13 protein-coding genes are annotated in these 12,137 nt (G+C 41.3%); all 13 read right to left on the minus strand.

Annotation, left to right across the window (positions count from 1 at the left end):
* Positions 1-1,068: a protein-glutamate methylesterase/protein-glutamine glutaminase gene (locus tag EHQ62_RS01735; RefSeq protein WP_135640526.1), complete on the minus strand. Its 1,068-nt coding sequence runs from the start codon at positions 1,066-1,068 to the stop codon at positions 1-3.
* Positions 1,065-4,286, minus strand: coding sequence for a chemotaxis protein CheW (locus EHQ62_RS01740; RefSeq protein WP_135640527.1), 3,222 nt, complete (start codon positions 4,284-4,286; stop codon positions 1,065-1,067). The genes EHQ62_RS01735 and EHQ62_RS01740 overlap by 4 nt, the downstream gene beginning before the upstream one ends.
* Before the next feature lie 18 nt (positions 4,287-4,304).
* Positions 4,305-4,808, minus strand: a complete 504-nt coding sequence (locus EHQ62_RS01745) for a chemotaxis protein CheW (protein ID WP_135640528.1) — start codon at positions 4,806-4,808, stop codon at positions 4,305-4,307.
* A gap of 36 nt (positions 4,809-4,844) precedes the next feature.
* The gene (locus EHQ62_RS01750) at positions 4,845-5,429 is read right to left on the minus strand and encodes a 5-formyltetrahydrofolate cyclo-ligase (protein WP_135640529.1); all 585 of its coding nucleotides are present in this window, start codon (positions 5,427-5,429) and stop codon (positions 4,845-4,847) included.
* Entirely contained in the window at positions 5,426-5,743 is a 318-nt protein-coding gene (locus tag EHQ62_RS01755; RefSeq protein ID WP_135640530.1) for a cell division protein ZapA, read from the minus strand. The genes EHQ62_RS01750 and EHQ62_RS01755 overlap by 4 nt, the downstream gene beginning before the upstream one ends.
* A gap of 5 nt (positions 5,744-5,748) precedes the next feature.
* Positions 5,749-6,396 (minus strand): hypothetical protein, encoded by a 648-nt coding sequence (locus EHQ62_RS01760; protein WP_135640531.1) that lies wholly within the window; start codon positions 6,394-6,396, stop codon positions 5,749-5,751.
* 57 nt (positions 6,397-6,453) lie between these two features.
* Positions 6,454-6,807 carry a 50S ribosomal protein L20 gene (gene rplT, locus EHQ62_RS01765; RefSeq protein WP_002975326.1) on the minus strand — a complete coding sequence of 118 codons (354 nt, stop codon included), beginning with the start codon at positions 6,805-6,807 and terminating at the stop codon, positions 6,454-6,456.
* A gap of 3 nt (positions 6,808-6,810) precedes the next feature.
* Complete coding sequence (gene rpmI / locus EHQ62_RS01770; RefSeq protein ID WP_002988170.1) at positions 6,811-7,011, minus strand: 50S ribosomal protein L35; 201 nt, start codon at positions 7,009-7,011, stop codon at positions 6,811-6,813.
* Between the two features lie 7 nt (positions 7,012-7,018).
* Positions 7,019-7,582, minus strand: a complete 564-nt coding sequence (gene infC, locus EHQ62_RS01775; protein WP_004786692.1) for a translation initiation factor IF-3 — start codon at positions 7,580-7,582, stop codon at positions 7,019-7,021.
* Between the two features lie 89 nt (positions 7,583-7,671).
* The gene (locus EHQ62_RS01780; protein WP_135640532.1) at positions 7,672-8,559 is read right to left on the minus strand and encodes a hypothetical protein; all 888 of its coding nucleotides are present in this window, start codon (positions 8,557-8,559) and stop codon (positions 7,672-7,674) included.
* 45 nt (positions 8,560-8,604) lie between these two features.
* Positions 8,605-10,521 (minus strand): threonine--tRNA ligase, encoded by a 1,917-nt coding sequence (gene thrS / locus EHQ62_RS01785; RefSeq protein ID WP_135640648.1) that lies wholly within the window; start codon positions 10,519-10,521, stop codon positions 8,605-8,607.
* A gap of 49 nt (positions 10,522-10,570) precedes the next feature.
* Positions 10,571-11,164, minus strand: a complete 594-nt coding sequence (locus EHQ62_RS01790; RefSeq protein WP_135640533.1) for a TetR/AcrR family transcriptional regulator — start codon at positions 11,162-11,164, stop codon at positions 10,571-10,573.
* A complete protein-coding gene (locus EHQ62_RS01795; protein ID WP_244241587.1) occupies positions 11,149-11,988 on the minus strand; it encodes an alpha/beta fold hydrolase in 840 nt (279 codons plus the stop codon). Before EHQ62_RS01795 ends, EHQ62_RS01790 begins: the two co-directional genes overlap by 16 nt.
* Positions 11,989-12,137: the final 149 nt, after the last annotated feature.

The raw sequence follows: 12,137 nt of genomic DNA on the forward strand, positions 1-12,137 counted from the left end.
TTAATTCCCTCTCGACTTTAATAATTCAATCATTTTTGGTACTAATTCTTCAACTGGGAGAACAAAATCTATCCCCCCGAGCTCCACTGCCACACGATTCATACCATACACAACAGAAGTTGCTTCATTTTGTGCCAAGGTGATCCCACCTTTTGAATGTATGTTTGTGATGGCATGTGATCCATCTTTACCCATTCCTGTCATGATCATGGACAATAGATGGTCTGCTCCATAAGACTCCACCAAACTATCAAACAAAACTTCTATGGACGGCCTATGGCCATTCACTTGTTCCGAGTGAGTGAGTTCAATGATACGGTCTTTTCCTTTTGATACTACCTTCATTTGGTAGTCACCAGGGGCAATGTATGCAGTACCAACCTGCACCAAATCTCCCTGTTCTGCTTCTTTCACATGTATTTTAGACAAAGAATTCAATCTATCTGCAAAAGCCTTTGTAAATCCTGCTGGCATATGTTGCACAACAAAAATCGGCTTCGGAAAATCAGCTGGAATCCCTGCAAAAACGGTTTGTAACGCTTTTGGCCCTCCCGTGGAAGTGCCAATACCGATAGCCTCTACTTGGATCGGTTTTTGAAAACTTTTATTTATCTGACGTTCTGGTCGATCCGGACGCAATTCGGGTTCCGGGCTTATTCGTTTGGAGTCTGAAAACCCTTTGATTTTGAGAGATAAAACGGCGGCGATGTCTTCTGGAGAAAACTGGTTCCCACTCGAAGGTTTTGGGATGAAATCCACTGCCCCTAGTTCAAGTGCCTTAAACGTAGCATCCGCTCCGTGTTGGGTGAGAACAGACAACATGATCACATGGCTTGGCAGTTTCTTTTTTTTGATTTCGGCAAGGGCTGTTAACCCATCCATAATTGGCATCTCTATGTCTAAAACGATAAAGTCTGGTTTTAGTTTCTCTGCCAGTTCAATGCAGTCCATCCCTGTTTTGCCTGTAGCAATGACAGAAATTTCCTCTTTTTTGGTGAGGGCATCACTCAATATATTTCTCACAAGCAGTGAGTCATCAATGATCACAACGGTTGGCTTTTTGTTCATGATTTATGAATTAACTCAACTAACTCGTCAAAATCTGGTAAGAATACCAAAACACCAATTAAGTTACTTCCCTGGTGATTGAATTCAGTATGCATCGACAAAAACTTGGTTCGTTCTGGTTTTACGATGTCCACAACTTCCATAAAACTTCCCGTAATCATTTCAGGAACGGAAGGTAAAATTTCTTTTTTTAATTTGTTGGAAAGTGAGTTCATCACACTGGAACAAACGATATTGGAGATTTCAGATAAAACAGACATCATATCATCTGACAATTTATGAGTGCTGTTATCTGCATATTTTGCTTCTTCTGAACCTAATAGTTCTTTTGCGATTTCGGAACCATTTTCTTCAGAGAACATCATCAGTAAATTTCCGTTTAAATCCCCGGTCATTCGGATTTTCATTCCAAAAAACTGATCCATGGAATAACGGAATTCTTTTGCTAATCCATCTCTATCAGTTAACTTAATTTCAGGAATGAATAACTCCACTTCCTTACCAACTAACTGAGAAAGTACGACACCAGCATTCATCATACCAGTATTCACAATGTTTTCTAATTTTTTGATGTCTTTGGAAGACATGATTTCATTGATCGCATCAGTATTGAGAGCGGATACTTGGTTGAGACGCTCTTCTTTTTGTTCTACAAATCCTTTGATGATTTCTGCGGCTTGTTCTCTTTCGGTTAACTTGACATTGTCGATCTTTGCAACGTCTGCAAGCGTATGGATTTCGTCAGTTTTGTGGTCGAGGACGAGTGTGGAGGTGGCCGTATCTCCTGCATGGGTGTGATCTTCCGAATGCCCATTGGTGGCCTTTTCCTTCGCCACAACTTCTGTTGTGATTTTTACGTTGGTAACAGGTTCTTCCGTAAACACTTCTTCTTTTGGAACGATGATGTGTTTTTCGATTTTATGTTTTTCTTTTTTGATGCGAGATTTGTCTTTTGCCCTAAGTTCAATCAATTTTGCATTGTAACGATTGGTTGGATGGTTTGACTTAAAGATGTATTCTGAATCAGACATCTCAAGAGAACGGATCGTGGACGAACGTTTCATCATCTCCCCAGAAACGATTTTGTCAGACCAATCCACTTTGTCGGCGGCAATTTCCACAAGGCCCGGGATATCCAAAACTAAAATGATGGTTCCATCTCCCATAATGGTGGCGCCCGTCAACCCTTGGACATCTTGGAAATTTTTTCCAAGTGACTTGATTACGGTTTCATGTTTTCCAATTAGGTCATCTACCATAAATCCTAGTTTTCGAGTTTTGTAGTTTACGATGACAACTGGAACTTCTGTCATTTCCTGTTTGTCAGCAAGACCCAAAATACGATTCAATCGATAAATTGGTAAGACTTCACCACGTAAGTTGATGATTTCGTGGCCTTCCAGAGTTGTGATCTGGTCTAAATTGACTTTGATGGTTTCTGAGACTTCCGATAATGGGAAAGCATACACCTCTTCTTCCATAATCACAAGGATGGAAGGGATGATGGCAAGTGCTTGTGGGAAAGACAAGGTAAAAGACGATCCTTTTCCTTCTTCCGAATGGATTATGATTTTTCCTTTGAACTCTTCGATGAGTTTGTTCACAACATTCATACCGACACCACGGCCAGAGATGTCGGAAATTTTGTCAGCAGTGGAAAAACCAGGAGCAAAGATAAACTGAAAGATATCAGATTCGGATAAATTTTGGGAATCGGCTTCGGTGACTAACCCACGTTCGATGGCTTTCTTCAGGATTTTGTTTTTGTTAAGGCCCTTTCCATCATCACGAATTTCGACCAGGATATTGGAACCACCTTGGTAGGCATTGAGTTCCACTGTCCCTTCTTCCGACTTACCAGCCAGTTTTCGTTCTTCGGGTGATTCAATTCCATGATCAACAGAATTACGAATGAGATGGATGAGTGGTTCTCCAATGGCATCGATTACTTTTTTATCTAACTCAGTATTTTCTCCGCGAAGGACTAAGTTGACTTGTTTCCCCGTTTCAAGTGACAAATCACGGATAAGCCTTGTGAACCGATTGAATACGGAACCAATCGGAACCATTCGGATATTCATGATTCCTGTTTGTAAGTCTTTGGAAATGCGATTGATTTGGTCAATTTTCCCTTTCAGTTCGTTAAAGAGAGAATCTTCTCCAAACTGTGCCACCAAATCATCATAGATCTTTTGGAATCCAGAGTTGGTGATCACAAGTTCCCCAACATTATTCATGAGTTGGTCAAGTTTGTCGGAGGAAACCTTGATTGTCCTCATCACCACTTTGGAATCGGTAACGGCTTTTTCAAAATTGGCTGAGCCTTTTGAAGAGATCCTTTCTTCTAAATCAGAGGATACCGTTTCCATCGGATTTGTTTGGGCCACCGGTGTTAGATCCACTCGCTTTTCAAGGGCTTCCATTTCCGTTTCGGGCAGTTCGATTTCATTTACCGTGAGTGTTTCCACCATATCGATGTTACACTGTGCATAAAGTTCGTCTTTAGAGTTTTTAGTGACAGTGACAAAGGATAAAGCAAAATTCCCCTGTCCATTGTCCAAAGCTTCTTCGGAAGGATTACATTTGATGACAACACCAGACTGTGTGACCGATTGCAAAATGAGTAACAAACGTAGGTTCTGCATTGGTGTGTCATTTTTTAATTGAAGGTCTACGGTATAGGCAGACAGTCCGTCTTCATCCTTTAACGCCATTCTGATTTCGGAAATTTCTTCTTCTGTTAAATTTCCAAGTGCAGTTGGCAGAGCAACTGCACTTTGTTTGGTGGTCGCTAACTTTTGTGATGGTTTTTCGGATGGACTACCAGAAGAAACTGAAACTTCATAATCTTGCAATTTTTTGATCATATCGTGGAAAGGAGTTTCCACTTTTACACCATTGGCGACACCTTCGATCACCTGTTTGATCAAATCAAAACATTCAAATAATAAATTAACAAGTTTAACATTGATTTCCAAACTCCCTTCTCTGATCTTTTGGAGAAGGTTTTCCATTGTATGAGCAAGGTCGGACAAATTGTACAACCCCACAAAGGCCGAAGAACTTTTTAAAGAATGGGCAGCACGAAAGATATCATTGATGATTTCTGGATTTTCATGATCTTTTTCCAGTTTTACCAAATTGGAATTGAGTTCCTCAATTTGGTCCTCGGATTCTTCCAGGAAAACTTCTGTGTATTCACCTAAAATTCCAGCCAATGTCGTATCCCTTATCCCTTACTTTGTGGAGGAAACAAAATTTACAATTTGTTCCAAATCCAAATTCAAAACCAAATGGTCTTCGTATCTCGAAACCGACTCTACCATCTTACTGTAGTTTAACGACAAGTCATCCGTGGTATAACTGATAAAGTCTTTTTGGATTTTCACCACTTGTTTGACTTCATCTACTAAAATCCCAATTCGTTTTTCTTCTAACATCACCACTACAATACGAGAAATCGGATGGATGTCCGAATCGATAGAATGGAATCTTTTTTTGAGGTCAACGATGGGGATGATCTCTCCTCTCAGGTTGATCACTCCTAAAATATAATCGTCTACATTGGGAATACGAGTGATGAGAACAGGTTTTAAAATTTCATGAACCAATAACAGACGGATCCCAAAAAATTCTTTCTCAATTGTGAAAGTGAGGAACTGTTCCAAGTCTCCTAAATCAGACTCTTGTTCCATTTTGGTTTTCTCTGCAAGGGATGTAAGGAGTTTTTCTTGGTCCATATGCTTCTTCGAATCGTGTCAGAATCCTACATGGATTCAATCGAAAAACGAGTGAATTTTAAATTCTGTAATCATTTTTCCGACTTTGACATCGTGACTTTCTGAAAGGAATGGGACGGGAAAAAATTTAGAAAAACTAAAGCCGATGGTTTTCTTTTGCACTTCCACAGATGCCAAGATGCGATCATAATACCCACCACCTCGGCCCAATCGGTACCCATCCTGGTGGAATCCTAGGGCCGGGACCAAAATTAAATCCGCATCTTCTACGGAAATCTCCTCATCTCCCACCGGTTCCATGATTCCATGTGGGCCTTTGGCAAAGGAAAAAGGACGAATGAATCGCAATCTATGCCCAGTTTCCACTTTGGGAAAGTACCATTTTGCGGAATGGCGGGCTTCGATGAATCCAGTGGGTCTTGGCAAAGGAGAGGATTCGATCACAGGTAGTACATCCACTTCCAATTGCATATCAGGAACATAAGTAATGATCTTTGATTTGCCTTGTAAAAGAGGGAACAGACGTTTTAAGATGGCGGATTCAATTTCCTCACGATCGGTGAGTTGGACGATATTGTTTTTTAGAATTTCCCTTGCGTCTTTTTTGGTGATTGGATTCAAAAATGATCCCCAATGATCCCCTCTTCTAATAGAGAGATGATTTTTTTGGTTCGTTCTTCCAACTCAGGATTGATACTCGATTTGGCATTCAGGTCCCGCATTTGGAATAACTCGTCCGCAAGGTTTAAAGCGCATAACACTGCCAATTTGGTTTTAGAGGCATTGGGCAGAACCTTTCCTAGTTCTAATAGGCGAGATTCCACATAGTCGGCCACCTCGGATATGTAACCCGAGGATGCTTCGCCAACAATTGTATATGTTTCACCAAAGATTTGTTTGGTTATTTTATGAGAATTTGGGGCAGATTCTGCCATATCATTTATTTTGGATCGTCTTCTATGATGAGAAAGTCGTCATCATCATCCGCATCAAAAACACTGATTGCTTCATCTTCATCGTCAATGATGATGTCATCATCTTCATCAATTTCCACTGTTGGGACTTCATCTTCTGATTCCACAACAAGTTCTTCCTTTTCAAAAGATGCAGAAGCTGGTGTTTTTTCTAAAACTTCTTCTGCTTGGAATTCTGATTCGTCTTCATCGAGTAAAATGATTTCGTCGTCATCTTCAGAAGTCAGGCTTGGTGCCACTGCCGCAGTTGCCGCCGCTGCTGCTACTGGAGCCACTGGGCTTTCCGTTGGTGGTGGGGTTTGGGCTTTCGGGGTGGAACTTCCTGTTGTTGGGAGTCCATCCAACCTTCCAAGCAGTTGGTGGACTTTGGACTCAAGCAAACCTTCACGTTCTCGTAGTTGGTTTAATTCGTCCGTCGCGTCTTGGAGCTGTGAACGTAATGTCTTTAATTCACGTTCTTTTTCCTCCATTGCGAGCTTCATTTGGTCGTTTTCCGCGCGGAGGGATTCGTTTTCCGTCTCTAGGCGTGCGTTTTCTGTCCTAAGGTCCTGGATGAGTTCGAGGGCCTTAACAACTTTACTTTCTAGCTCTTCAATGGTTTCGATTTTTAACATGATAACAATCCGATGGAATAGAATAGACGAGCTATTCCATTCCAATCAAGCACTAATTTACTTAGCGACTTTGGTTTTTTCGACGATGGCGTTGAATACTTCTTTGTGGTTGTATGCAAGGTCAGCCAATGTCTTACGGTCTAAGTTGATTCCGTGGGTTTTGAGAGCGTGGATGAATTTTGAATAAGACATTCCATTTTCTCTAACAGCGGCATTGATACGTGTGATCCAAAGTTTTCTAAATTCAGACTTTTTCTTTCTACGGTCACGGTATGCCCATTGACCTGCTTTCATCACAGCCGATTTTGCTGTTCTAAAAAGTTTGGATCTTCCGCCTCTAAAACCTTTTGCTTTGGCGAGAACTTTTTTTCTACGATTCTTATGGATGGTTCCGTTGACTGCACGTGGCATCGTTTAACCTCCGTAAGGTAGAAGTTTTTCTACACGGTTATAATCGGTTTCATGGATGAGGTGCATTCCACGGCTTTGGTGTTTCATCTTAGGAGATTTTTTCTCCAAGATATGTCTACGGAACGCGCAACCACGTTTGATTTTACCAGATTTGGTAAACTTAAAACGTTTCGCTGCTGCCCTGTTTGTTTTTAGTTTATACATAGTTGTTTTATCCTTTAGCTTTCTCACTAATTGGGTTCATCACGACCACTATCGTCTTTCCGTCGTGTACCGGCATTTTTTCGGGAGAGGCATGCTCTTTTAGGTCCTCGACAAACCGGTTAACAATATTCATTCCGATTTCAGAGTGAACCATCTCTCTGCCTCGGAATCGAAGTGTCACTTTTACCTTATCACCCTTTTGCAAGAATTCTAAAGCATGACGCTTCTTAATTTCGAAGTCATGGTTATCAATCCGCGGGCGGATTTTGATTTCTTTCACCGTGACAACGTGTTGTTTCTTTTTCGCTTCTTTTGTTTTTTTAAGAAGTTCGAATTTGTATTTTCCAAAATCGATCAACTTACAGACGTGAACATCTTGGTCTCCCGAGACTTCCACCAAATCAAGGTTAGCTTCCTTAGCCCTTCTCAGAGCTTCTTCCAGAGTAACGATGTCAGACCCTTCGTCTGAGACGAGTCGGATCGATGCTACATTGGTAATTTGTTCGTTAATTCTGATGTGGGCGAATTTATCTTGGTTTGGGTTCCCTCTAGGGTTGGGCCGTTTCTGCATTCAGTCTCCGAAATTTCTTTCAATTTCCAATTTCGGATGAAAAACGAGGCACGCAAGTACATTTCTTTGCAAATGCACTGGTTCGAAGGCTAAAGCGTTCCGCTTGGCCCTTCCCAGACCACATATTCGATCGAAAGGGATTTATTTTCCAGGATTTCAGGCAAAATGGGAACAAGGGATAGGTATTCTCCATGATTTCCCATTCCCATACAGGATCCGCCATGGCAAATCCTCCCGGTCCCATCATACAAAACATACTGGATGAGGTTGTCCCATTTCCGATCCCCTCGGATGGGATCAAGGGATTGGACAAGGGCTAGGTAATGAAAACCCTGGTTTTCCCTCCGTTCGAGCCGAAACCTGAGGCGGTTCTGTTTGGTAAGTGGTTCCGTTGCATACAAAAGATCCCCTGATCCGGGATTCCAATGTTGCCATCCATGTATACCCACAACCTGGTTTGCCCGGTTCCATTCCCGTTTGGATTCCTTTCGATTGGCATGGTTCGACACGTTCGAATTTGGCTTCGGGAAAAGGAGATCTGCGGAAGCACTGGAGAGAGTGATCCGAAGGGAAACTCTGGCAATCTCGGAAATCGAAAAGGGAAATCGACTCCAAAGTCCTGGAACATCAAAACGTTCCCAAGGATGGACAGAGTGTTCGGAAGTTTGGCAAGACAAAAGCCTATCACTTGCATCGTAAAAAGCAGCCACAACATAAAAAGAAACGGGTTGGTTGGATTCGTTTTGACCGCCAGTGAAAACAATGTTGGGGCAATCAAAGAGAACGTCTTTGCCCAAACCATCCACAAATTGCATCCGGCTCACCTTCCAACCAAGTGTGACTCCCGGTGTGATGGGAAGGTACCGCATGGGAATGGCATCATACGCATCACAGACATCATACGGCGGGTGGATGGGAAGATCCAGATGAAGAGTCACTGGTTCTTTTGAGGTGGACAACACTTGACTCTTGGACATTGGAGGGAAAGATAACTTCCCTCACAACTTAGTCAAGAAATTTCTTTAGTTAAGTTCCCCTTTGAGGAGTGATAGGAATCCATCACGAGAAACTGTATCCGTTTTTTCTTCGCCCATACGTCGATACGAGATTGTACCAGCTTCTTTCTCTTTGTCTCCTAAGATGAGAGTGTAACTGCTACGTTTTATGATGGAATCCCTAATTTTACTTCCAATCTTTTCGTTTCGCACATCCAACTCGACACGAAACCCCTGCATCACCAAATCTTGGTACACTTCTTTCGCATAATCGCTATGAGATTCTGCCACGGTTAAAACACGGATTTGTGTTGGATTGAGCCAAAGTGGGAATTTCCCTTCAAAGTGTTCAATGAGGATTCCAATGAATCGTTCCAAAGAACCATAAATCGCTCTGTGGATCATGACGGGTGCATGTTTTTTTCCATCGGAAGCTGTGAAATCGAGTTCGAAACGATTCGGCATGGAAAAATCAATTTGAACGGTTCCACATTGCCAAAGCCGACCGAGGGAATCTTTGATATTGAATTCGATTTTAGGTCCGTAAAAAGCGCCGTCCCCTTCTTTGATTCCATATTCGATTCCTTTTTTCTTCAAAGCGTCGTGTAATGCTTGTGTGGCGAGGTTCCAATCCTCATCACTGCCTTGCGATTTTTCAGGCCTTGTGGCAATGAAGGTTTTGAATTCAGTGAAACCAAATTTTTTGTAAACATCAAATGTAAAGTCAATGATGTCTTCTACTTCTGATTCCACCTTTTCAAGAGGCGCATAGATATGGGCATCGTCTTGTGTGAAGGCACGGACTCGAAAGAGCCCATGTAAAACTCCAGACATTTCATGCCGATGAACATTCCCAAGTTCCATAAAACGGAGAGGCAGTTCCCTATACGAGTGCATATGGTATTTGTAAATCAAACAACACCCAGGGCAGTTCATCGGCTTTACGGCAAACTCACTTTCATCAATGTCAGTGAAGTACATGTTTTCTTTAAAATTGTCCCAGTGGCCTGATTTTTTCCAAAGAGAAGAATTTAAGATCGCAGGGGTTTTGATTTCTTGGTACCCACGACGAAAACATTCTTCTCTGATATAAGAGGCAAGAGTGTTCCAAAGGACCGTTCCTTTCGGATGCCAAAAAGGAAAACCTGGGGCTTCATCTTGGAAACTAAAAAGGTCGAGTTCTTTCCCAAGTTTTCTGTGGTCCCTTTTTTTTGCTTCTTCAATGAGAAAGGTATATTCATCTAACTGCTTTTTGGTGGGAAAGGATACTCCATAAATCCGAGTGAGTTGTTTGTTTTTGGAATCTCCCTTCCAATACGCACCAGAAATCGCAGTGAGTTTGAAGGCTTTGAGTTGGCCTGTGCGGGCAACGTGAGGGCCGCGACAAAGGTCATACCATTCTCCTTGGCCATATAACGAAACCGATGCGGCATCAAACCCTTGGATGAGCTCTACTTTGTATGGTTCGTTTTCTTGTTTGAATTTCTGAATGGCTTCTTCTTTAGGAAGTTCCCAACGTTTTACAGTTAGGTCTTCTTTTACAATTTTTGCCATTTCTTGTTCAATTTTAGGTAGATCATCCACTGTGATGATGCTTTCACCAAAATCGATGTCATAAAAGAAAAACCCAGGTCCGTTTTCTATGACAGGCCCCACAGTGAGCCTTGCATGAGGCCATAACCTCTGGACCGCCATCCCGAGTAAATGGGCTGAGGAATGGTGGAATACTTCCTTTCCCTCTTTGTCATCAAAGGTGAGAAATTTTACAGTGGTGTTTTCGGTCGGAACAAAAGATAAATCAACAGTTCGTCCATCGGACAAAACAACGGCAAGAGCTTTCTCTTTTAAGAAAGGCAGTTGGTTTTGGATAAAATCAGAAAATGACTTTCCTGATTCGAGTTCTTTGGAACTTCCATCGGGTAATGTAATCGTAAGTGCTGCCATAAGTGTAATCCCAGGTTTTCGCACGCGCATTCTCCCGAAAAGTAAAGTTTTACCAGAGTTTTCCTGTTTCGAGAGATTCTGTTAATTTCTGAAAACTTTCCTCTACAGACTCCTTTCGCCCAAACCCACCTTCCCGTTCTAGGTCGATGAAGCCATGAACGAAAGAACGGATGATTCGAATTTTGTGCACGGATTCTTTGTCCAAATTGACTAAATGAAATGCATCCAAACAAAGTTGTAAAATTCGATCTCCCAAACTTTTGAGTTCGGGATCAAATTCAGTAGAGGTTATGACAAGCGGATACAAATGCGGGTATTCTTTTGCAAACCTACGATAGGTTTGTAAAAATAAAGAAATTCGTTTGGACCTAACTTGGTTTTGGATTAATACTTCCTCTAAAGTATCACCTAACAACTTTAGCGATCTCATTTTTATCTCACGAAAGATATCTTCTGTATCTGTAATGTGATTGTATAGGGAAGGAGTTCGAATTCCTAACGTTTCCGCAAGGGCCGACAATCTAAATTCGGAAAACCCAACTTTTTGGATGGTATCCCAAGCAACGTCCAAAACCAAAGTTCGATTGATTTGGATTTGCCCTTTTTTCGGCCTTCCAATTTTATTTTTTATTTTTTTTGCCATAAAATTTGGATGTCTCGGTAAAAACGATTTGGTTCTTCCAGAAAAGGATAATGCCCCCCGTTTTCATAGAGATAAACTTTCCCACCGATTGTATCGCGAATCCAATAGGCTTCCTCTTCCGGTGAAGGAAAATCAGGATCTTTTAGTCCCATGATGATGATATGATTCCCCTTTACGTTTGGCAACTCATCCTCACATTCTTTTTTAGATGCAAATAACATGGAACGAAGGGCAAACATCCTTCCCTCTTCTTTTAAATTTTCTTTGAGTTTCTCTTTTCGTTCTTCCAAATCACTAGGTGGTTGGTTCGGAAAAAGAGATTCATAAAATTTGGCCCAAACACTAGGCCCCCAAGGTCCACGAAACATAATTTGTAACATCGATTTGAAACCAAAGGACATAGGCTCTTTGACTCTGACAAAGGGACCAGATAAAACCAAACCTAACACACGTTTCTTTTCATTGGCCTGGATGTAAACAGCTGATGCCGCTGTCATAGAGTTGGCAATGATATAGATATTCTCTAAATTGTTTTTTTGGATGAAATGTATGACGTCCAAGGCGGTTTCTTTTGGTCCATAAGAGGAAAAACTTACATCTGATTGCCCAAGTCCCCGCAAATCAAAAGAATATACGGTTCCTTCTTTCGCAAGTAAGTTTGCCAAAGGAAGGTAACTTTCCTTTCTGTCTCCGATGCCTGGGAGTAAAATGAATTGTTTTTTGCCAGATCCCAACTTCGTGTAAGCAATCCTCCCTTCTTTTGTTTGGAAAAAAGAAGTCACAAGTTTCTCATCAAACTCATTTGTTTCTGCAAAAAGAATCATTGGCATACCTATCAGAAAAAGGATTGGGAAAAAACGGATTAAAAATTTCATAAAACTAATATAGTTAGTTTTTTTAACTAATGCAATTAGTTTTTTTAACCAAAAACAAAAAAATGGAAAAATTTTAGCCTCTTTTTGAAAGGAAGAAA

Origin of the sequence: Leptospira jelokensis (genome assembly GCF_004769635.1) — a bacterium.
Taxonomy (GTDB): Bacteria; Spirochaetota; Leptospiria; order Leptospirales; family Leptospiraceae; genus Leptospira_A; species Leptospira_A jelokensis.

Coding starts and splice junctions, on each gene's coding strand:
- rpmI (WP_002988170.1), bottom strand. CDS start 7,011: ATGTATAAACTAAAAACAAACAGGGCAGCAGCGAAACGTTTTAAGTTT.
- EHQ62_RS01745 (WP_135640528.1), bottom strand. CDS start 4,808: ATGGACCAAGAAAAACTCCTTACATCCCTTGCAGAGAAAACCAAAATG.
- EHQ62_RS01755 (WP_135640530.1), bottom strand. CDS start 5,743: ATGGCAGAATCTGCCCCAAATTCTCATAAAATAACCAAACAAATCTTT.
- infC (WP_004786692.1), bottom strand. CDS start 7,582: ATGCAGAAACGGCCCAACCCTAGAGGGAACCCAAACCAAGATAAATTC.
- EHQ62_RS01735 (WP_135640526.1), bottom strand. CDS start 1,068: ATGAACAAAAAGCCAACCGTTGTGATCATTGATGACTCACTGCTTGTG.
- rplT (WP_002975326.1), bottom strand. CDS start 6,807: ATGCCACGTGCAGTCAACGGAACCATCCATAAGAATCGTAGAAAAAAA.
- EHQ62_RS01760 (WP_135640531.1), bottom strand. CDS start 6,396: ATGTTAAAAATCGAAACCATTGAAGAGCTAGAAAGTAAAGTTGTTAAG.
- EHQ62_RS01795 (WP_244241587.1), bottom strand. CDS start 11,988: ATGATTCTTTTTGCAGAAACAAATGAGTTTGATGAGAAACTTGTGACT.
- EHQ62_RS01790 (WP_135640533.1), bottom strand. CDS start 11,164: ATGGCAAAAAAAATAAAAAATAAAATTGGAAGGCCGAAAAAAGGGCAA.
- thrS (WP_135640648.1), bottom strand. CDS start 10,521: ATGGCAGCACTTACGATTACATTACCCGATGGAAGTTCCAAAGAACTC.
- EHQ62_RS01780 (WP_135640532.1), bottom strand. CDS start 8,559: ATGTCCAAGAGTCAAGTGTTGTCCACCTCAAAAGAACCAGTGACTCTT.